The 23,678-nt window shown below is 45.0% G+C and carries 12 protein-coding genes; all 12 read left to right on the top strand.

The genetic code is table 11. The features are described from left to right. Positions 1-16 precede the first annotated feature (16 nt). The 12 genes from H9565_RS14810 (at position 17) to H9565_RS14755 (ending at position 23,661) form a co-directional block, all read left to right on the top strand. Entirely contained in the window at positions 17-2,251 is a 2,235-nt protein-coding gene (locus tag H9565_RS14810; RefSeq protein WP_215440780.1) for a glycoside hydrolase family 3 N-terminal domain-containing protein, read from the top strand. A 9-nt stretch (positions 2,252-2,260) separates the two neighbouring features. Next, complete coding sequence (locus H9565_RS14805; RefSeq protein WP_215440779.1) at positions 2,261-4,642, top strand: glycoside hydrolase family 95 protein; 2,382 nt, start codon at positions 2,261-2,263, stop codon at positions 4,640-4,642. Positions 4,643-4,647: 5 nt separating this feature from the next. Continuing rightward, positions 4,648-6,123 carry an alpha-L-fucosidase gene (locus H9565_RS14800; RefSeq protein ID WP_215440777.1) on the top strand — a complete coding sequence of 492 codons (1,476 nt, stop codon included), beginning with the start codon at positions 4,648-4,650 and terminating at the stop codon, positions 6,121-6,123. Further along, positions 6,123-7,241 carry an alpha-L-fucosidase gene (locus tag H9565_RS14795; RefSeq protein WP_215440775.1) on the top strand — a complete coding sequence of 373 codons (1,119 nt, stop codon included), beginning with the start codon at positions 6,123-6,125 and terminating at the stop codon, positions 7,239-7,241. The genes H9565_RS14800 and H9565_RS14795 overlap by 1 nt, the downstream gene beginning before the upstream one ends. A 7-nt stretch (positions 7,242-7,248) precedes the next feature. Then, the gene (locus H9565_RS14790; RefSeq protein WP_215440773.1) at positions 7,249-9,687 is read left to right on the top strand and encodes a right-handed parallel beta-helix repeat-containing protein; all 2,439 of its coding nucleotides are present in this window, start codon (positions 7,249-7,251) and stop codon (positions 9,685-9,687) included. 58 nt (positions 9,688-9,745) lie between these two features. Further along, complete coding sequence (locus tag H9565_RS14785; protein ID WP_215440771.1) at positions 9,746-11,233, top strand: alpha-L-fucosidase; 1,488 nt, start codon at positions 9,746-9,748, stop codon at positions 11,231-11,233. 2 nt (positions 11,234-11,235) lie between these two features. Beyond that, the gene (locus H9565_RS14780) at positions 11,236-12,678 is read left to right on the top strand and encodes an alpha-L-fucosidase (RefSeq protein WP_215440770.1); all 1,443 of its coding nucleotides are present in this window, start codon (positions 11,236-11,238) and stop codon (positions 12,676-12,678) included. A gap of 112 nt (positions 12,679-12,790) precedes the next feature. Next, the gene (locus tag H9565_RS14775; protein ID WP_215440769.1) at positions 12,791-15,190 is read left to right on the top strand and encodes a carbohydrate binding domain-containing protein; all 2,400 of its coding nucleotides are present in this window, start codon (positions 12,791-12,793) and stop codon (positions 15,188-15,190) included. Positions 15,191-15,201: 11 nt separating this feature from the next. Then, positions 15,202-16,671 carry a sulfatase gene (locus H9565_RS14770; protein WP_215440767.1) on the top strand — a complete coding sequence of 490 codons (1,470 nt, stop codon included), beginning with the start codon at positions 15,202-15,204 and terminating at the stop codon, positions 16,669-16,671. A gap of 22 nt (positions 16,672-16,693) precedes the next feature. Beyond that, entirely contained in the window at positions 16,694-19,012 is a 2,319-nt protein-coding gene (locus H9565_RS14765; RefSeq protein WP_215440766.1) for a right-handed parallel beta-helix repeat-containing protein, read from the top strand. A gap of 180 nt (positions 19,013-19,192) precedes the next feature. Continuing rightward, entirely contained in the window at positions 19,193-21,298 is a 2,106-nt protein-coding gene (locus H9565_RS14760) for an alpha-galactosidase (protein WP_215440765.1), read from the top strand. Positions 21,299-21,393: 95 nt separating this feature from the next. Beyond that, positions 21,394-23,661: a hypothetical protein gene (locus tag H9565_RS14755; protein ID WP_215440764.1), complete on the top strand. Its 2,268-nt coding sequence runs from the start codon at positions 21,394-21,396 to the stop codon at positions 23,659-23,661. Positions 23,662-23,678: the final 17 nt, after the last annotated feature.

The raw sequence follows: 23,678 nt of genomic DNA, 5'->3' as shown, positions 1-23,678 counted from the left end.
CTCCTTATTAATTAGAATGAAACGAAACAAGTCAATGGATTCCTTTACATCACGTTATTTCGCTTTTACCTTCTTGGCATTGCTCATGTTTAATATGGGCTTTGCCCAAGATAAAGTACGATCTTCCGACAAGAAGATAGAAAAGCTCATTTCTAAAATGAGCCTAGAGGAAAAAGTGCATCAATTGGCCACGCAATACCCCAATGCCAATATGCGATTGGGTATACCGAACCTGAGTGCCAATGAATGCCTTCACGGAATAAAAATGGATAGCGCAACGGTATTTCCGCAAGCCATAGCCATGGCAAGTACTTGGGATACCGAGCTGATCGAAAGAATGGGACATACGGTGGCCAAGGAGTCAAGGGCCTTCGGCATCCATCAATGTTACACTCCCATGCTGGCAGTGTTACGCGATGTACGCTGGGGCCGAACCGAAGAAAGCTATGGGGAAGACCCTTATTTGGTGGGTAAAATCGGCTCATCATACATCAGGGGATTGCAGGGCATGGGAGCGGAACGCTTTGATGAAAACCATATAATGGCCACGGCCAAACACTTTGTGGCCGATGGGGAACCTATGGCGGGAGACAATGGTGCGGCGCACGATGTGTCGGAATACACCCTCCAAAATGTACATTTATATCCATTTCGCATGGCCATTGAAGAAGCCAAGGTAGGTGCGATAATGCCGGCCCACCACCTTTTGAACGGTATACCTTGTCATGCGAACAAACACGTAATGCAGACCGTACTTCGCGATGAATGGGGATGGGACGGGCTTGTGGTCTCTGACAATGGGGATATGCGCTCCTTAAAACGGGTTTTTAATTATGTTCCCGATTACGAACATGCGGCCAAAAAAGGTTTGGAAGCGGGAATTCACCAAGAACTGGCCCTTTTTCAAGGCTGGAGCGACCAGCGGATGTTTGGCGATTACCTGATATCGGCAGTAAACAAAAAGATAGTGCCCATCGCACTTGTAGACGATGCGGTAAAACATGTATTACAGGCTAAATTCGATCTAGGTCTTTTTGATACCGATATCAAAAACGACGAGCGTTTCGATGTCCTTAAAAATCCGGATAACGGTGAACCGGGCAAGGTTAGCCAGCACGATGCCGAAATGTTTAAAAAGGCCCTCTATGTGGGGATTCCTAAGAAAGATTGGAAGAAAACCGTTTTTGACCAAAGTCATAATGACCTCGCCCTTGAAGTGGCACAGAAGTCCATTGTACTCCTAAAAAATGAAGGAAACCTTCTTCCGCTCAAAAAGGAAAAGTATAAAAAAATAAGTGTTGTAGGCCCCAATGGTAAGGCCATGCGTTTGGGAGGGTATTCCCCCGACAATCCTAAATACTATATAAACATAGTAGAGGGAATACAAAACTACCTCGGTAGTGATAGGGATGTCGCCTTTGAAGAGGGATGCGATTTTACCGACTCTACGGCAAATATTCCGAAAGCGGTGGCATTGGCCGAATCTTCGGATATAACCATCGTTGCTATTGGCGGGTCGGAAGAGACCTGTCGTGAGAATGAAGATCGTGATGACCTAAGACTTCCCGGGCCACAACAAAAATTGGTAGAGGCCATTCACGCTACGGGCAAACCATATGTAGTGGTACTGCTCAATGGTAGGCCGTTATCCGTTGAATGGATAGCCGAGAATTCACAAGCCATTGTAGAAGGGTGGTATTTAGGACAGGAAACCGGAAAGGCGATCGCCAATGTATTGTTCGGAAAGGTAAACCCAAGTGGTAAATTGCCGATAACCTTTCCTAGAAACGTAGGTCAAGTGCCCTTGTTTTACAATAAGCTGGAAACCGGTCGCCCTAGACAGATATATAACTCCGATCCCGAACCTTTGTTTCCTTTTGGTTACGGGTTGAGCTATACTTCCTTTGAACTAGGTGAGCCCCGACTTTCAAATGAGGCCATAGCCGCAAATGAACTGACAACGGTAAATATTCCTATAACCAATACCGGTATCCGTTCGGGGGAAACGGTGGTCCAACTGTATGTGCACGATGTCCTTTCCGAAAGGGTGCGCCCCCAAAAGGAACTGCGTAATTTTAAAAGAGTGGCCCTAAAACCGGGTGAAACAAAACAGATAAGTATCAAAATCGGTGCTCAGCAATTGGAGTATTGGAACGATGGAAAGTGGACCATAGAACCGGGTCAGTTTGATATCATGGTCGGATTGGACTCCAAACACCTCAAAAAAGTAGCCTTAACCGTCAAAAAATAGCTGCATATTATGAGATTTTTGAACCTTTCAAGCTTTACGAACGCTATCACGCTGCTGTGCTTGTGCCTTTTCTTGGGATGTGCTGAGAAGCCAAAGGAAACAGGTGGTAAAGCGGAATTGAAGTTGTGGTACGACAGGCCGGCCGAAATTTGGGAAGAAGCCTTGCCCGTGGGGAATGGAAGTCTGGGGGCCATGGTTTTTGGACGTCCCGTAACGGAACGGATTCAATTCAACGAAGATACCTTTTGGGCAGGAGGACCGATAACCCCTAGTAAACCCGAGACCAAGGGCTATCTGCCAGAGGTCAGGAAACTGGTCTTCGACGGAAGATACAAAGAGGCCGATGCCCTTATCAATAAACATATTATCGGTCCTAAAATGATGCCTTACCTGCCGATGGGCGATGTTGTTATTGAAATGAAAGGCCTTGACGATATCACCGATTTCCGAAGGGAACTAGACCTTAGAACGGCAATAAGCAAGGTTGGGTTCAGCTCAAAGGGAATAGCGTACAAACGTGAGGTCTTTTCTGCCGTCGAAGAAAATGCCATAGTTATTAGACTAGAGGCTAGTAAAGAGAAAAGCCTTAATTTTTCCATTGCCCTAGATAACCAAATTGGGGCAAAATCCCGGGTCTTGGATGCAAATAACCTAGAACTCTCGGGCACAGCTCCCGATAGGGGCAACAGAAAAAGTGAACTCCGTTTTGTCTCGAGATTGAATATTGGGGAAAACGACGGACAAACTACCGTTAATGATTCCACGATTACGGTTTCAGGGGCTTCTAAGGTGACCCTTCTGTTATTCGCGGCCACGAACTTTAAAAATTATAAAGATGTTTCGGGTGATCCTGATTTTAAGTGCAAGACCTTATTGGATATGGTGCACCTTAAAAGCTTCGGGCAGATACGGGCACAGCATATAACCAATCATCAGCGCTTGTTTGAACGCTTAGACTTCGACATGCCCACCAATTCGAATTCAGGCTTACCGACCAACGAACGATTAGAGAAATTTCAAGAGGAGACCGACCCCAGTTTGGTTGCGCTATATTATCAATTTGGGCGCTATCTCTTAATGAGCAGTTCAAGGGGAAATAGCCAACCGGCGAATTTACAGGGCATATGGAACCCTCATCCGAATCCCCCTTGGGACAGTAAGTACACTACCAATATCAACTTAGAGATGAATTACTGGCCTGCAGAGGCGAGCAATTTGGCGGAATGTGCCATCCCCTTGTTTACCTCTATTCGAGAACTGGCCGAGGCCGGGGCCGTAACGGCAAAAAACAATTATGGGGCCGAGGGGTGGGTACTACACCACAATACGGATATCTGGAAGACAACGACACCACTAGATGGGGCGGCTTGGGGAATTTGGCCTACCGGTGGGGCCTGGCTTACGACCCATTTATGGGAACACTACCTGTTTTCCGAAGACGAGGCCTTTCTTAGATTACACTATCCCGTGATAAAGGGCGCAGCCGAATTCTTTGTGAATACATTGGTCGCCCACCCTGAATACGGTTACTTGGTGACCAATCCGAGCATATCTCCCGAAAATAGACATATGGAAGGGAATATTAGCGTTTGCGCGGGCCCGGCAATGGATACTCAATTGCTTCGGGATCTTTTCGCCCAGTGTATCAAGGCTTCCGAGATATTGAACGTCGATTCCGATTTTAGGGAACTTCTGGTAGAAACCCGAAGTAAACTGGCTCCCGACAAAATAGGTTCGGAGGGACAATTGCAGGAGTGGTTGGATGACTGGGACATGAAGGTCCCTGAGTTACAACATCGCCATGTAAGCCATTTATACGGACTCTATCCTGGGGCGCAATTCACCCCGGAAAGAACGCCGAAGGAATGGAATGCCGCAAGAACATCGCTCGAAATCAGAGGTGATGGGGGTACCGGCTGGTCCCTTGGTTGGAAAATTGCCCTTTGGGCACGGTTGAACGATGGAGACCATGCCTTTAAAGTACTAAAGACTTTATTGAAGCCCACCAGTTATACAGGACATGGAGGCCCGGGAGGGACCTATCCAAACTTGTTCGATGCCTGCCCTCCTTTTCAAATAGACGGAAACTTTGGGGCCCTTGCCGGAATCAATGAAATGTTACTGCAGAGTCAAAACAACAGGGTGCTACTGCTGCCGGCATTGCCTGCCGAATTGAAGGACGGGAGTATTCAAGGCATTCGGGCCCGTGGCGGATTTGAGCTTTCCATTGCCTGGAAGGACGGAAAATTAAAGGCTGTAAAAATACTTTCTAAAAAAGGGAATACCTGCAATTTGGTGTATGGCGATAAAAGTATCGAACTAGAAACCGAGGCTGGGCAATCCTATCTATTGGACAGAGAACTCAATATCAAAACAAAAAATAAATTATGATTAAAATGATACATACGAATCGAGGGAAACTATTTCTCTTAACGCTCTTGTTAAGCTTACAGGGCTTTGCACAGAAACAATACGAAGCCAATTGGAAATCGATAGACAGTCGCCCCGTTCCTGAATGGTATACCGACGCCAAATTCGGTATTTTCATACATTGGGGACCTTATTCGGTACCTGCCTTTTCTAAGGTAGGCGAATATTCGGAATGGTACTGGATGAATTTGGCCAATCCGCAAAGGGTTAAAAATGGGTATAAGGAAACCAATGAATTCCATAATCGGGTCTATGGGGAAAATTTTACCTATCCTGATTTTGTGCCCTTGTTCACGGCCGATATGTACGATGCCGATCAATGGGCCCGTATTTTTGAGAAATCAGGGGCCAAATATGTGGTGCTGACCTCTAAGCATCATGACGGTTATACCTTGTGGCCCAGTAAGGAGTCGGATAAATCATGGGGACGCCCGTGGAGTGCTACCAACTCCGGTCCCGGTCGAGACCTTTTGGGGGAGCTCACGACCGCAGTACGTAAAACCGACGTAAAAATGGGAATCTATTATTCGCTCTACGAGTGGTTCAACCCATTGTATACCTCAGATGTAGACCTGTACGTCGACCAACATATGGTGCCCCAGTTTAAAGATGTGGTCAACAAATATTCCCCTTCCTTGATTTTTACCGATGGTGAATGGGACTACCCCCATACGACATGGAAGGCGACCGAGCTATTGTCTTGGTTGTACAATGAATCACCAAGTAAAGGAGATGTAGTGATCAATGACCGATGGGGAAAAGAGACAAGACATCACCATGGGGGCTACTATACTACCGAATACGGTTCGGGAATGCCCAATGCAGATGTGCCTTGGGAAGAAAATCGAGGCATGGCCCATTCATTCGGGTTTAGTAAAACCGAAAATTTCGAAGATTACAATTCTACCCAAGAGCTTCTATATATGTTGATCGATATAGTAAGTAGGGGAGGAAACTTTCTTTTGGACATAGGCCCAACGGCAGATGGACGAATACCCGTAATCATGCAGGAACGCCTTTTGGAAATGGGAGATTGGCTCAATGTGAACGGAGAGGCAATTTACGGCACTACGCTATGGAAGGAAACATGCCAGTGGACCGATGGTAAAGTGCAAGATGCCAAAAGAGGACGGTATAAAGTGAAGTACGATGTTATGAAGTTGACGGTCGATCCAGAACCTGGGTTTGCCTCGAAGGAGATTTTCTTCACCCAAAAGGGGCAAACACTTTATGGTATTTGTCCGGTATACCCCAAAGGAAACCTGACGGTTAAAAACGTCAAATTGAAGTCCGACGCCAAGGTGACCTTACTTGGTCATGAAGGCCCTTTAAAATGGGAACAAAGCGGAAAAGATATTATAGTGAACGTTCCCTCATTGACGGCATCGGAAGTGCCTTGTGATTATGCGTGGACATTTAAAATCGATGGCGTAAAAAAATAATGGCAGAATTCTCTAAAAATATAACCTCCAAATTACGCATAGTACTGCTTTTATGCTTGCCCTTGTTCGCTTGTAAGGACATTGTAGCCCCAAAAGGGAAAGAGAATCCCGATGCGGTAACCCAACAACGGTTGCCCGAATCAAAATTGAGGGAATGGCAGGCGTTGAAGTACGGTATGTTCATACATTTTGGTATGAGTACATTTTTAGGGGAAGAACTGCCCGATGGCCAAGCACCGCTGGATACATATGCCCCAACCAATTTAGATGTATCGCAATGGGTCAGGGTGGCAAAAGAGGCGGGTATGACCTATGCGGTTTTGACGGCCAAACATGTTGCGGGCCATTGTTTATGGCCCTCCGATTATACCGATTACGATGTGTCGGGAAACAAAACGGCTGTTGATGTGGTAGGTGAATTTGTAAAGGAGTGTCGTAAGCAAGGAATACGGCCGGGACTCTATTATTGTGCATGGGACAATCATCATACTTTCGGAAGTCTTATGCCGGGCAAGTCGGAAAATTATAATGGGGCTATGGTCACACCTACGGAAATGGAACCGGCCAAAGGAGCACCGTACACCTCCCATTTATACCAGAATTTTATGACCGCGCAAATAGATGAGCTCCTTGAAAGATACAGTCCCTTGGTCGAATTCTGGATCGATATTCCCATAATTCTAGGCGATGGCTATCGACAGTTCATTTACGACCGTATCTCAAAAAAATACCCAAATATGCTTATCGTCATGAACCATGGAAAGAAAAAGGTAGGGAAGGATCTTATCTTTTTAGATAAAAAGGCCTGGCCCACCGATGTTTTGACATTAGAGCGTTTTTCTCCCGAAAAACCGTATGACCCCGTATGGGAAATAAAAAATCAACAGTATTACCTACCTGCCGAATCGAACATGCCCATAGGCAATGAGTGGTTTTGGGAAATTGATGACGAGGCCAAACCCATAGACGAGTTGACCTCCAAATTTCAGGACTGTTTGGATAATGATGTAAACTTTCTATTGAACGTACCGCCCGACCAAAGCGGTCAAATACCTCAGAAGTGGATCCGACCATTGATGGAGCTAAAACAGAAAATGAACTTGCAAATTCAAAACTGAACAAAAAATGAACAGCTTACGCTTTAACCAACATCGGTTAGCCTTTATTAGGCCAACGGCCTTACTCCTTGTTAATCTGCTTATCTATTCTTTGGGGCATGCACAAGAAAGTAAGGAAGAAGGGCAACCCGCATTTTCATTTCCCGAGTACAGTGCCAAATATACCGACAATCAATTTTTAAAGGATGTAGAACCCGGTGCAAAATTCTATGTTGGCCCGAACGGTAAGGACAATAACCCAGGAACGAAAAATAAGCCCTTTAGGAGTCTGGAGGCCGCAAGAAATGCGATAAGGAAGTTAAAAGCCACTAAGGGCTTGCCCGTTGGAGGGGTAGAGGTAGTCGTATTAAAAGGGACTTACTTTATTGAAAACGAGTTTCAACTTTTAAAAGAAGATTCAGGAAGCCCTGATAAACCCGTGGTCTATAGCGGAGAGGCCGCGGATGAGGTGATTTTCTCTTCTGGAGCTGAACTCAACGTAAAAAAATTACATAAGGTAAAAAATGAAAAACTGCTGGCCAGGCTCCACCCGAAAGCACGTGGAAAGGTCTTGAGTATAGACCTCACGAAGCATCAGGCCGCCAAAGCGTTTAAGGGTGATGGAGAATATGGGCAATTGGCCATGAACGGCAGTATGTTGCAATTGGCACAGTGGCCGAATCGGGGATATAACCATATAGGGGAAATTTTAGAGGAAGGCCCTACTACACGTTGGCTTAAACCTAATGAGCAGCCTATGGCCTACAGTAAGGAAAACCCGACCGGTGGGAAATTTAGGTTTAAGGAAAACCTCTCACCTTCTATTGCGGATGAATTTAAAAGAACGGGAGATATGAGGGTCCAAGGCTACTTTCATAATGATTGGTACTTTCAGAACGAAGCCGTGGGAAATATAGAGGAGGGCTCCGTTCAGTTGTTGCACCATACCCGATACGGAATTGTCGACAAGATCAAGTCCATTCCGAGAAGGGTACGTCTTTTTAATGTTTTGGCAGAATTGGACGAGCCGGGAGAATGGTATTTCGACAAAAAGGAACAACGCTTGTACGTGTGGCCTATTGACGGATTTATACCAAAAACATCAAGATTGACCGTGATTGGCGACCAAGGGAAAGGCCAGAAAGGCAAAAGCGGAAAATTGGCAATGATCAGCCTTAAGAACACCTCAAACGTAATTTTAAAGAACTTCGTTTTCGAAAATACGGCCGATTTGGCCGTGAGTATAGAAGGAGGGGAACACAACCTCTTGGCGACAAGTACCGTTCGTAACGGCGCCGGAAAGGGAGTCAACATAATTGGAGGGAAATACAACGGTATTACCGCTTGTAATTTCTATGATCTTTATGCGGCCTTTAGTATCTCCGGAGGCGATTTTCGAACCTTGGAACACTGCTTCAATTTCGCAACCAATAATATCATAAGGGATTGCCGTTATCGTGGGTATGGGCTTATAGGCTTATCGGGTGTCGGTATATATTTTGCGCATAACCTTTTGTATAATATGAACGGGGCCATCTCTTACAAAACGGTGGATCTTTTAATGGAATACAACGAGTTTTATAACATAGGTTATGAAATGGGAGATTTTAACGTAGCCTATTGCGGGGCGCAATGGTATACCATGAACAATGTGCTTCGGTACAATTTTGTACACCACCTCATTGAACCCGGGGGACATCCGGTTATGGCCTTTAGAAATGACGATGGCGGTGCAGGTTTGAAAATCTACGGAAATGTGTTTTATAGATCGGGGCGCGGTGGTGCCGCTTTTCAAGGTCCATTAAATGATTATCAAAATAATATTACCATGGACTGCTCGGTAATGTGGTGGACGAATAAAAGCGCTATCTCTCCCGATGAAATTCAAGACCGATGGAAGGACCTCTCTAAATTTGGGCGAGACCTTCCCAAGGGAGACAAAGGTGATTATCTCAATATTGTTGAAAGTGTTATCGGAGAAGAAGGCTGGTTAAAATCGCCGTGGAAGGAAGCCTTCCCCGAAATGAAAGAAATGATAGAAAGCAATCCTTGGGCGCAGACGTTTTGTCAAGTGAAGGATAATTACACTTTCAAAGTCAATGAAAAGTTTCATATACACGGGGGGTCAGGTACCATTGAAGGCCTAGAGAGTAGTGAGGTCGGTCGTTTTACGGACCTTCCGGTAGAGGGCCATTTTGAACTGCCCACCGATATTGACCTAAGTGTTTTTCGCGACGTGTCTTCCCTCGATTTTAGTTTTAGTGAAGATTTTACCCCAAAGCCCAATTTTAAGCCCATACCTTTTGATAAAATAGGCTTGGTAAACGATCGGTTTAGGCTGAATACGCCCGATAAAAAGAAGTATCGAAGTGAAATTTATAAGAGGTTCAAGAGCGAAAAAGGCGGGCGTTACAATGCGGAAATCGTCAATGCAAGATACCCCTTGCCCAGTTACCTGAAACCATAGGTTTCCATCGTTCCAAGCAAAAAAATCAGTACAGATTCAAACCAAAAATATCAAACCTATGTTTAACACCCGAACCCTAATGCTCATGCTTTCAACGAGCTTTCTTTTGCTCAATTGTAAGGAGGAAGAAAAAGTCATTACGAAAAACACTGAGGTTGATACGGAAGAAACGGCCAGGCCATTGGCCGAACTACAGCTCGATTTTTTAAACACCCGGTATCAGGCCTATTTTCACTACAATATGTGCACCTTCAAAAACCTGAATTCCGAAGAGCATTTTGGGCGATCTACGGGTACGGAACCAGCGAGTATGTGGGCGCCTACGGGCTTAGATGTGGCACAATGGGCCCAAGTGTGTAAAGATGCACGGATGGAAGGCGGATGGTTGACCACTAAACACCATGGGGGTTTCTGTCTTTGGGATAGTGAATATACCGATTACGATGTGGCTTCCTCTGGCGTCAAGACCGACGTGGTAGGCGAATTTGTAAAAACGTTTAGGGATGCCGGCCTAAAAGTAGGATTGTATTATTCTATTTTAGACTATCATCATGGTGTAGAAAACGGGAGTACGACACGCGAGGAAATCGAGTTCCTCAAAAATCAGATTACCGAATTGTTGACCAATTATGGGCCAATAGATTACATCAACTTCGATGGTTGGTCGTCATGGCCTACCACCCCGAATTTTGATGATGTCCCCTATGGTGAAATCTACAGATTGGTAAAGTCTTTACAACCCAATTGCCTTATCGTCAACCATACGTACGAGTCTAACTTGGCCCATGCCGAAGTGCCGTTTGCCGATGCGGCGGGCCGTGCCTATCCATATCACCCAGATTATATGCGGCCAACGGCTGCGTCCGATCTGGTTCAAATCGATTGGTGGTGGGATGATAATAACAATATGCGTGTTACTAAAAGTGTAGAGTATATCTTAGGTCAATTAGACAGTTACAACTCCCATAATTCGGTTTATATTCTGAATATTTCCCCCAACCCTGCAGGACGTATAGACGATGATGCCATCGTTCGATTAAAAGAGGCCGCAGAGGTATGGAAAAAACCGGAAGACCTAAAAAGCCCAGGGGCGAATTGGGGTTTTTCTTATGAGGTTTCCGAAAACCTGGCCTTTTTAAGGCCTTGCTCCCAATCGAGCACCCATACTTTTATTCGTGATAAGAGAGCCTATCCGAGGGCCGATATTGCGGTTGATGGGGTAACCGAAGGCAATGGTGAAATGGAGCAAACTTCATGGACGGAAGTTGAAGACCGTCCGTGGTGGAAGGTAGACCTTCAGGCCGAACATAAAATAAACGAAATAAAACTGTTTGACCGCACCGATAAGCATACGGACGAATTGAAAAACTTTACGGTAAGCATATGGGATGCCGACGAAAAAGAGGTTTGGAAATCCGAAGAGGTGAATGCCGCATCAAAAACGCATACCATCGCCGTTCCCGACATCGTCGGAAGTTTTGTAAAAGTTCAATTAAATGGAAAAGGTAGTCTTGCTTTGGCAGAGGTTATCGTAAAAGGAAAATAATTATGAAAATAGTAAAACTAGTAGCACTTTTTTTAATTACGACGCATATCCAAGCGCAAACAACTATAGATAAGAAGTCAAAACCCCTGCCCGAGCTTCAGCTTGATTTTGTGAACACCCGTTACCAGGCTTATTTTTATTATAATATGGCCACTTTTAACAATGTCAATTCAGAAGAGAAACAAGGTCGGGCCTATGGTAAGGTCGTCCCGACAACTTGGGCGCCTACGGGACTCGATACGGACCAGTGGGCCCAGGTGGTAAAAGAAGCAAGAATGACCGGAGGCTGGCTTACTACAAAACACCATGGTGGCTTCTGTCTATGGGATAGTGCCTATACCGATTATGACGTGGCTTCTTCGGGCGTCAAGACCGATGTGGTCAAAGCCTTTGTCGATTCGTTTCGCAAGGCGGGCCTGAAAGTAGGACTGTATTATTCGATATTGGACTATCATCATAAAGTAGAAAATGGTAGCACTTCACGGGTGGAAATCGAATTCACTAAAAATCAGATCAGGGAACTTTTGACCAATTATGGGCCAATAGATTATATCAATTTCGATGGCTGGTCTTCATGGCCTACCAACCCTGATTTTGACGATATGCCCTATGGTGAAATTTATGCCTTGGTCAAATCCTTGCAGCCCAATTGCCTTATCGTAAACCATACTTATGAGTCCAATCTGGCCCATGCCGAGGTTCCCTTTGCCGATGCAGCGGGAAGGGCTTATCCGTACCATAAAGATTATATGAGACCGACTGCGGCCTCCGATTTTATTCAGCGAGGCTGGTGGTGGGACAACAACAATGGCTTTGGCGTATCTAAAAGTGTTGACTACCTGCTAAAACAACTGAATAGTTACAACTCTCATAATTCGGTCTATATTCTAAATATTTCGCCTAACCCTGAAGGGCGGATCGATGAAGACGTAATAACGCGGTTAAAAGAAACTGCGGCGGTATGGCAGAAACCGGCCCCGCTTGAAAAACCAGGATCCGATTGGGGTTTTTCTTATGAGGTTTCCGAAAACCTGGCCTTTTTGAAACCTTGCTCCCAATCTACGACCCATCCCTATATCAATGATAAAAGAGCCTATCCAAGAGCCGATATTGCCGTTGATGGCGTAACCGAGGGGAACTGGGAAATGGAACAGACATCGGGCACCAAACAACAAATGAACCCGTGGTGGATGGTAGATCTTCAAGACACGGAAAAAATCAATGAAATCACCATATACAATGCTACCGGCCAGGAAAAAACAGAAATGACCGATGTGGTCGTCTCTATTTTGGATAAGGACGAAAAAGTAGTTTGGTCCAAAGGGTTTAAAGAATTTCCCGACCCTTCAAAAACACTAAAGACCAAGGGCGTGTTTGGACGCTTTGTAAAGATAAGGATGCAAAAAGAAGGTAGCCTTAGAATTGCCGAGGTAATTGTAAAATAATCCTTAGGGCAGGCGACAAGCCCAGGTGCCTTTTGTTTAAAAGAAAGGGATAGGGTTTCCTGTCCATAACAAGATATAAATTAAAAAATAGCTCTAATCGGCCTTTTCAAATATGGGAGTTCAAACTGTACATCTTGTTCGTTCGGAAAAATCAACCGGCCGACTGCTTGTTATTGCCTTGTTCCTGCTTACATTTTCTTTGCAATATTCGGTTTATGCCTTTGAAGACAAACGACCCGACAAGGTATACTATGTGAGTAAAAAAGGAAATGACAACTGGTCGGGTAAACGGCCTAAGCCGAATTCAAACGGCTCGGAAGGTCCTTTTTTAACTATTAAAAGGGCCTTGGAGGCTATGAAGGATGGTGGCATCTGTTATATTCGGGAAGGCACGTACCGTGAAACCATAGTTCCAAATTTTGTAGGTGAACCGTCAAGGAAATTGAGACTCGTCGGTTATAAAAATGAAAAGGTTGTTATTAACGGATGTTCAGTGACGGACAAGGGGTGGACCAAAATATCTGAGCATATTTTTAGTGTTCCCCTAGAAAAAACTTCGGAAGATTTAATCGTGTTCCATAATGAAAATTGGACCCCCGAAGCGCGTTGGCCCAATTACTCGGGCGACCTCCTTAAACCAAATTTTGCCAAGGTAGACGGTGGTACCGCCCTGTCGTTGCAAAATACCGATTTACCCAAGAACATAGATTTAAAAGGTGCGACGCTCTATGGTTTCTTTGGAAAGGAATGGGCATTACAGACCTTTATAGTTTCTGGGTATAAGCCTAATGAACAAAGGATCTCCTTTCCCGAGGCGAAAAGAAGGCAAAACTACTACGGAGGTACATCTGGGTGGGACAAAAATTATGCGCCTAGAAAGGGGAATCGATTTTACATTTCCGGTCATTACGATTTGTTGGATACCGATGGGGAATGGTATTATGACCCCCAAAAGGGAAAGCTCTTTTTTTATTTAGAAGACCATGAAGCCGCATCTGAATTAAGCCTCGAAATAAAGACGAGAAACAACGCAATTGATTTGTCGGGGAGCTCTTATGTGGAAATCGCCAACATTGGCATTTTTGGTGCCGGAATTACTTCTGATGCCTATACGCAGCATTGCCTCATAGAAAACGTAAAAGGGTTCTATGTTGAACCTGGCATCAATTTATCGGGTAAGCATAACGAAATCAACAGTTGTGAATTTGCATATAGCCCGAAGGCCTTGGTTAACATTACGGGAAGTAATAATAAGGTCGTGAACAGCTATATCCACGATGGAAATTACACCGGTACATGGGACCAACTGTTGAATACCTCTGGTAGTGGCCATTTAATTAGTCACAGTACGGTTGCCCGCGCAGGAGGAGGTTGTATAGGGCCGGGAGGAAAAAATATGCGCTTTCAGTACAACAGTGTTAGTGATGCGGGCCTCATTCGCCATGATATCGGCGGTTTTTATGTAGCCAACAACGATGGGGCCGGTACGGTCATTCACCATAATAAAGTGCACAACGTCTATGGTATTGGTATTTATTTAGACAATAGTACCAGTAATTATACCATTCATCATAACGTGGTGTGGAACTGTGGTTGGGAGTACATACTTACTGAAGCCCCACCGGGCTTTTTGAGTATTGGGGCCTATGATGGCATACGCCTTAATACTCCGGGAAACTATAACCTTATATTCAATAATACGCTTTATAATAAATACGGACTAGGGTATTGGGGAAGGAACTTTAAAGAGGATATGTACGGTGATGTAGTGATCAACAATATTTTCACTGGTTCATACCATGTCTCGGAAAATGTAGTTTCCGCCCATAATCTTTTCAAAGATATTGAAGCGCGATTAGTGGATCCCCAATCTCAAAATTTTGAGCTTAGCGCGACATCCCCGGCTATTGATAAAGGGGTAATATTGAAATCCATAACAGATAGCTTTGAAGGGCAAGCTCCTGATTTTGGCGCATTCGAATATGGTAAGGAAGCATGGCATGCAGGGCATAATTTTGATGCTCCGCCAAAACCTGAATTCGAAGCCTTTAAGACCGATTTTATGAACTTGGTTGCCAACGGCACCTTTGAGCAAGGGTTGAACGCTTGGCATAAAACAGGGGAGGGAGTGCAAATCATTCAAGAGGATTCATGGGGAATTGAAACGGCGAAAACTAGAATGCAATCGCATTCTGTTGCGATCCATAAAAGAAATAATGGCGTTGAACAAACCATAGAAAACCTTGAGCCCAATACGAATTATACCATGTCGGTCTGGGTCAAGGCTTCCGGCTCTGGTGCTAAAGGTGAATTACGTATGGAAAGCAAGGATTCTGAAATGTCAGGTCAAACTACGCTTACCTCCGAATGGGAATTTTTAAGTATTGAATTTAAAACCGATAACAGACCAAAACCCCTTACCGTTTCATTGCTGAATACAGGCTCTCAAGGCACGGTTTATTTTGATGATGTGGGCTTGGTCAAAAAGATAGGACAGACCTTAAATAATTAAAATACAACACCATGAATGGAAGATTTTTTTGCTTCACTTTACTAATTGCGGTTTGTTTCGGCTCATGTAAAAATACGGTTTCAAAAGAAACGGTATTACAGGAAGAAAAACACGGCCCTCGGCAGCCCAACATCGTTTTCATTTTTGCCGATGATTTAGGTTTTGCCGATCTAGGTTTTACCGGAAGCGATACCCATTTGACACCCAATTTGGATAAGTTGGCCAAGGAAAGCGTTTATTTTGACCGTGCCTATGCCGCCCATCCGACCTGTGCGCCGAGCCGCATGTCTATAATGACGGGAAAGTACCCGGCACGACTGGGGGCCGTAAGCCATGGCAAACTTGGTGGGGTTGCCCATCCGGGACCCGATGATAATGGTTTGCCCATGACGGAAACAACCATTGGCGAGGCCTTGAAGAAAGAGGGGTATACTACCGCACATATCGGAAAATGGCATATCGGCAAAGGTGAAAATAATCCAGGTACGCGAGGATTCGATGTGGATATTGCATCTAATGAGTTTTGTTGCCCGGGGAGTTATATGTATCCTTTTGAGTCGAACAATGAAAAGCAAAGGGTGGCCTCAAAAATTCCGGATTTGGAAGATAGGAAACCAGGTGATTTTTTAACCGATGCCCTTGCGGAAGAAGCCGTGAAATTTATTCATTCCACAGATGACAAACCCTTCTTCCTGAACATGTCATTTTATGCCGTTCATACGCCCATAACCGCCATACCCGAAAAAGTGGAAAAGTATAAAAGGTTGATCGGTCCCGATGCCAGACAGAAGAACCCTACCTATGCCGGCTTGGTCGAACACTTAGATGACGCCGTAGGTGCTATACTTGAGGCCTTGGAAGAAAAAGGAATAAGCGATAACACCATTATCGTATTTACCAGTGATAATGGAGGGGAAATATTAAACGGTATTACCGATAACTTTCCATTGCGGGACGGCAAAGGTTCTTCTTACGAAGGAGGTACCCGAGTGCCCCTTTTGGTCAAATGGCCGGGCGTTACACAGGCGAATACGGTAAACCATGAACGGATCATAGGGTTTGATTATTATCCTACCTTTCTCTCTATGGCCGGGGCAAGTATTGATTTACATGATATAGATGGAAGGGACTTTAGCCCCTTGTTGAAAAATCCCAAGGAAAAACTCGAGGAAAGGGACCTTCACTGGCTCAAATACCTTTCGTTGATCCATTATAGAATTCCTATAGCCGATAATAAGAGATGTTTTGAGACCATAGTCAGTGGCGATTGGAAGCTGCACGAGTATTTTCAAATGCCGGATGGGTATAAGCAACACTTTGAGTTGTACAATTTGAAGGACGACCCCTCGGAAAAAAACAACCTAGCTAATAAATTTCCTGAAAAAGTACAGGAGTTGAAGTTGAAAATGGAAAGTTGGAAAAAAGATATTGGCGCTCCCGTTTACGATATGGAAAAATTTTATGGGCATATAAAAATATAAACCAAAAAGAACCCTCTAAGACATGAATAAAAAAACAATAGTAATCTGTATAGGAGTCATGTTTTTGGCCACCTTTATGGGGCATTCGCAACTATTCGTTTCTCCCGAAGGCGGAGATGGCAACAAAGGGACCCGATCGGACCCTACCTCCTTTGAAGGGGCTATCGAGAAGGCTTCGGGAATCTTGAAAAGGAAAGGAGTACCCAAAAAAGGACTTACCATTACGCTTGGCGGAGGGGTCTATCGATTTAAGAAAAAAATAGTTCTAGGCCCTGAATTTAAGGGGACAGAAGATAGGCCGATAATCATAAGGGCGGCAGAGGGAGAAAGTGTGTTGTTCGATGGGAGTATGCTCATTTCGCCCGAAAAATTCAGTGCGGTAAAAGCTCCCGATGAACTGGCCAGGCTATCTGCCGGAGCGTCGAAAAAGATTATGGTGGCCACCATTACCGATACTACAATGTTGGGCAGGTTCAACAAAGACCTGATGCTTAGCCTAAGTTATGACGATGTAGAGTTTTTGCCTTCGGTTTTTCCGAATGAGGGCTATGCGAGCTTTGTGGAAGAGACGGTACGGGCAGAGGTGTCACCTCCGGCCATTCCCGTAGGAAAACAAGATTATGGGGTTCGTGCAGGCTATGTGCCATACTTGGCGAAAGATAAACCCAGGGGCTGGAAAGGTTCCCTGGAAGACCCCCGTGGAGCCCAGGCCCAAATAGGGGATAAGGCAGACGAAATGGCCGGCAGTTGGCAACAATGGGAGAACGAACTTAAAAGAAACAATACCAGAAACCAGCTAACCGGTTTTATTGAAGCCAGTTGGCTGTTAAGCTCCCAACCCGTTTACGGCGCTGATGCCGCAACGAAATCGATTCATCTGACCCGTGCCTTGGGCTATGGGTGGGCTTGGAGAAAGAACGACAAACCTTTTCGTGTTTTTGGACTTCTATGTGAACTTGACCGGCCCGGTGAATGGCATTTTGATCCATTGACCAACCGCTTGTTCGTTTATCCGCCAACCTCCATAAACGGAAACACCCAAATAGGCTTATCGGTTGCGAATGGTTTTTTGGCCCTAGATGGTACCCGTCATGTTAAGGTAATCGGACTTTCCGTTAAAAATGTAGGAAGCGGCAGTGTGTATACGATCAAAGGTGAACATAACCTTGTGGCCGGTGCCCAGATTACCAATTCTACGGCGGCGGGAGTTGAAATTCAAGGCGCCGACAATGCCGTTAAGAGTTGCGATTTGGTAGATTTAGATGTGCACGTGCGGCTAAGCGGGGGGCTACGTTCCCCTGACGAGATCACTCCAGGTAATAACTTGGTGGAAAACTGCCAAATCTATCAAGATAGTTTTAAACATGAAAAGGTCAATATTGTTATGAACGGGGTAGGGAACATATTTCGTCATAATATGATTCATAATTCCTTGGGGCAAGCCATGGTGGTTAATGGGAACGACCATTTGGTCGAGTATAACGAACTCTTCAATATCGGTTATGAGGAAGGCGATGGCGGGGCCATTTACTCCGGAGCTGATTTGGGCGGTTTCGGAAATACGTACCGCTACAACTTCTTTCATCATTTGATGCACGTACCCGGAAAGGTAGAACGTGCCGGATTGCATTTAGACGATGGACAATCGGGGGCGACCGTAATCGGAAATGTATTCTATAAATCGGCATCCAAAGGCGCATTTATGTTCGGAGGGGCCGGTCATACCGTAAAGGAAAACGTATTTCTAGAAGGCGATAGGGGAGCCTACTTCGTACAGAGCCTAGGAAATAAAATGTTCGATATTCAAAAGGAAATTGCAGCAGACCCCAATCATCATCGTAAGGGAACCAAGGAAGATTATATCGGTCGCGTAGAATTGTATACGGGAAAAAGAGGATGGACAAAATCGCCATGGAAGGATAAATACCCCTTGATGCGTACCATTTTGAGCGATACTTTGGAGTTTGGCCGCTTATGGCCGATCCATATTACGGTAGAGGATAATTTCAACTATGCGAACAAGCGGGGCATCGATAAGATTATCGATTATCGCGTTGCTCCAGAAGCTCTTGCCAAGTCTAGCGTAAAAAACAACAAAGAAGTGACCCCCGATGACTTTGTCGATTACGATGCAATGAATTTTGCCTTCAAAGATGAGAAAAAACATGCGGCCATTCCTTTTGCACAAATCGGATTGTATGTCGATAGTTACAGGAAAAACACCCCAGACAAAACTAAATACAGAATGGCCGTCAAGGAGCATTTTAAAGGTATAGTTAGCGGTCATCCGGGTACCTTGCTTCGAATCGATACGGCAAAATTGGTAAGGGAGGAAAAATAAGGGCGGCATAGAAAATACCGTAAGCTTGTTTTTAGGGCAGCATCATCGGTAGGCCAGTGTTTGGCAAGGAGTCTTTTCTGGGCTTGAATACCCCATGGTTTTCTTGATCTGAAATTTTAAGTTTCAATAGGGGAGTTGACTCCTTAGTAGGATACTACTTAAAATTAAAAGGTTTACATCATGAAAATTCAAAGTATTGCCCTATTGACGTTTTTGAGTATAGTTCTTGCTTCGTTTCAAGTCCGTGCTCAAAGTGAAGCACACGGTAATGAGCTGTCGGTGACCTTACACGGGGCCAAGGCTACTTTTAAAAATAAGGTATTACGGGTAACAACCGGAAAAGTGGAGCGTACCTGGGAGTGGAGCGGTTCTGGTTTTAAGACGGTTAGTTTTAAAAATACGCGTTCGGGAAAGGAATGGTGCGCGGAAAAATCGCCTTATGATAGCGATTGGAATTTGCCGACCAAAATCGAAAATGCTTCCCCGGCCCGTTTGATAGCTGTGGAAGGCATAACTACCGATGATGAAAAGTTCACGACCGAACATATTTTGGTAACGGCCTTGGTGAGATACGACTCCGGCATTGAACTGAACTATTTGGTTCGGGTTTATCCCAATGCCCCGGGAATATGGACGGCCCTCGAGGTCAGGGCCATTGACGGGTTTTCGCCAGAGGGCATTCCTGAAGATTTGGCCATGTATAAATCCTATGGATCGAACCAGCCCATAAAAATTGCGAGAAACGAGTTTATTCCGGTCAATTTTGCACAGCCCAACCAACGGCGGTATTGGGGAATTTATAACAATCCCGGAAACCGCGTGAATACCGATGACATGGTAAAGGAGCGTATTGTAAAGGGATACCCGATTTTTCAGGATGAGCAGAATACCTGGGCAAACGGTCTTGTGGTACAGGCCGAAGATGAAGGCTTGATTTTGGTCAAGGAATCGAATAAGACGGTAAACAAATACGGGCATCAGACCGGCAGCTTTTATTGTACGCCCACAGGTGTGGAAGTAACGGGATGGGGGTTGAAGCCTAAGGAAATTACATCGGAGTTCAAACGTACTTGGGCCACATGGAGCATTTTGTATTCGGGAGGCAGCGATGCCTCTGAATTGGCATTCAAGCGTTTTGATCGTATACGTTATCCTGTACGGTTAGATCGAGATATGCATATTTTAATCGATACCTGGGGCAGTGATTGGCAAAATGGGGAGTACGAAAAAATCTACGGTCGGGAGAATTCTGAGTTTTCGGTTATCGAAAAGGAAATAAAATCGGCCGCCGATCTGGGTATAGATATCGTTCGTATCGATGACGGTTGGCAAGAAGGGGGCACCAAGAGCAAAAATTCATGGCATCCCAATACCAACGTGGGCTATGATGCCAACTGGAAGAAAACCAAAAAACTGTCGAAGAAATACAATGTGGGTATCGGCCTCTGGGCGGCCATCCGCTATATCACCCCAGAAGAGTTGATAAAGAACCAAGAACAACTGAATGTGGCTACGTGGAAGTTTGATTTCGATAAACTCGAAGATCACGATGCCTTTGCCGATCGTATTAAGGGGATTCGTGAATTCATCAAAAAAACCGATTATAGCACACAAACATCGTGGTGCCCCGAATACGATGACCAGCGATACGGTTGGTACAGTCCGGCACGTGAGGTCGGCCCGATGTACTTTCAGAACATACAGAACAACTTACCTTCACATTTGGCCTATGTGCCCTATATCACGCTAAGACATCATTGGATGATGGCAAAGTATTACAACATGAACGACTTACAGGCCCATTGGCAGAACACTTCGAGAACCAATCCCAAGTATTCCGATGCGCATTTGCACAGCCAATCCTATGCGGCCATGTCGGCATTCATGGCGGCGCCTTCCTGTTTTATGTTGACACAGCTGCTAAAGCCCGAAGAACGCGACGAACTTCGTGATGTAATAGGGGTTTATAAAGAACACCGTAAGGGAATTTGGGAAAACTATGTATTTCCTATTGGGGAAGAACCCAACAATGCCTCGTGGACAGGCTTTCAAATTGCCGATCCGGAAAAAAAAGTGGGTTACCTAATGATATTCAGGGAAATCGGGAACAAGGATCCCCAAGGAAAAATAGCCCTTAAATTCCTAAAAGGAAAAAAGGTAAGCCTAACCGATCTTGAAAAACCCAAAGCCGGTGCGTCTGACGAAATGAAGGTCGAGAACGGAAATCTTATCCTAACCATTCCTGAACCTGCAGGTTACCGCTTTATTAAATATGAAACCGATTAAAGAGGCAGGAGTTCTTTAATGACTAGACTATAACATAAGTAGATTTCGATAAAAGGAGGGGAAGATTCCCTCCCTAAAAAAAACGTATACAGACTATGGGAAAATCAGATGCAGTACTAAGGGCAATATGCAAATGTGCATTGATGACTTTTGGAATACTATTGTTTTCATGTGTAGATAAGAATCCCCAAGAATTGACGCTACATACTTCCGGACTGACATTGGAATTTAATGCGGAAGGGGAAATAAGCAAGGCGATATTTGAAAAAGGGCAGGTTGAAAAAGCGCTTGCAGGGCATTCTTTGCTCAAGGGATGCGTAGTGACCGATGTTCAGTTGGAAAAGAAATCGGATGACGAGATCGTATTCTTGAAAACGATGGAGAACAGTACCTCAAAACAGAAGTTTCAGCTCACGGAAACTTTTAGGGCAACTGAAAATAGCATTCGTTGGGAAATACAGATCAAAGATGATGGGGAAAATTGGTCTACGCCCATTCAAACCGTCTTGAATTATCCGGCTTCCGAAAATGTAAAATTTTGGGCCCCGTGGGCCGATCCAAGAGGTGATTTAAGTGGAGGGGGTACGGATAATAAAGAGATAGCCAATGCCATTATTGGCGAAGGTGACCTAGATGATTTAATGAGTTGGGCCGATCCATTGGAGCCTATAGATGTGGTCGATGGCCTTTGGCATTATGGGGCCCCACGATATGAATACCAAAATCCGGGCTTGTTGTATTGCCCGTTTCAAGGAGATGTAATAACCATTCCCATGGTAAGCTTTTGGGAGGAAAAAGATGATATAGGACTCAGCTTGGTGCTTTCGCCGGAAGATACCTTACTGGATATCAATGTACGGACTACTAAGGAGGGAGAGCTTACTTTTTCAAGATACAATCACAGATTGGGAAAAGGGAAGGAGCTGGGCTTCGCTATGGATATCGTTCCCCACCAAGCCGATTGGCGCAGTAGTTTGGGCTGGGTCGTAAACCGTTATGAAAATTATTTTCAGCCCGTCAACCCCTTGGCGGATCAAATAGCAGGTACGGGCGCATACTCCAATAGCGATGTCTCATTTGACGTAGAAAAGATGAAGAAGATGGCTTTCAGGGTAAATTGGAGGGCTTCTTTTGATTTTCCGTATATGGGCATGTTCGCCCCTCCGGCCGATGAGACCACCGAATGGTCAAGTTTTGTCCGTTTTCGCAATAGGGGCAAAGTGGCCCGAAAAACCACTTCAATGCCTATTATGCAGAACTACGCCAAAAAGATGAAGGATGCCGGTTTTTATGTACTGAGCTACTTCAATGTAACGGAGTTCGGTACGCAAATCGAATATCCACGGCCAAAATCTACGCGGACAAAAGAGACACCGCTTTGGCGAGATGCAAACGACTACCTCTACGAGAACTTGGCCGATGCTATACTTTTTGCCCCTAAACAGCAGAAGGCCGTTTTAGATAAAGACATATATAGCGTAAAGCCCGGAGATCCATTTTTTACTTGGGAAAAGGCAATAGCCCTAGATCCCGGTGTTGAAAGCTATCAAAAGTTTCTGGTCGGACAGGCCGAGCGTACGGTCGAGGGAATACCGGATTCCTTTGGAATTTGCATTGACCGAATGGATTGGACCCGCTTTTATAACCATAGTACCGATGACGGGGTAAGTTGGATGGGCGGACAACCCGTAGGGTCTTTGTTTATGTCGTGGATGGATATTATGGAAAAGCTGCATCCCATATTTCACGACGCCGATAAGGTTATCTATGTGAACAACCATGTGAAACGTATTGAGCAGCTGAAATATGTAGATGGTATTTTTGATGAGTTCACCTATTCCGGTTCCGCCTTGAATGCCATTGCCTTTTTGGGCAACCAAAAGCCAACCTTGGGTTGGATGAGTACCGACAAGCAATTGCTTCCCGATCCCGATCAGGTAATTCAAAAATTCATTTACATGGGCGTTTTTCCCATGGCGCCGTTTCCGGGGAACGACCACTCCATGCGACCTTCGGATCTGGCCGATAAGGTGTATTTGGACTATGGCCCCTTGTTCGACCAAATGCGAGGAAAGAAATGGGTGTTCGAGCCACACGTAATCGCTATTACCAGGGGAGAAGCAAAGGTAAATCTGTTCAAGACCAATGGTGGGTATAGCATTCCGGTGATGTATGCCGGCAAAGGGGAAGCTGTTGAGGTGACCGTAAGAAAAGAAGAGTTGGTGAAAGAAGGATTAAAGGTGGTAGCCTATTATCCTGGAGACGAACAGCCAACAGTGCTAGAGACAAGCGTAAAAGCTGGGGAACTGAAAATCGAAACTCCCATCAAACGGGGCTGTGCTATGATCAAGATTGAAATATAAAAAAAGGGAGTATCTAA

Origin of the sequence: Zobellia russellii (assembly GCF_018728565.1) — a bacterium.
GTDB lineage: Bacteria > Bacteroidota > Bacteroidia > Flavobacteriales > Flavobacteriaceae > Zobellia > Zobellia russellii.
This window is presented reverse-complemented; position numbering and strand designations above follow the sequence as displayed.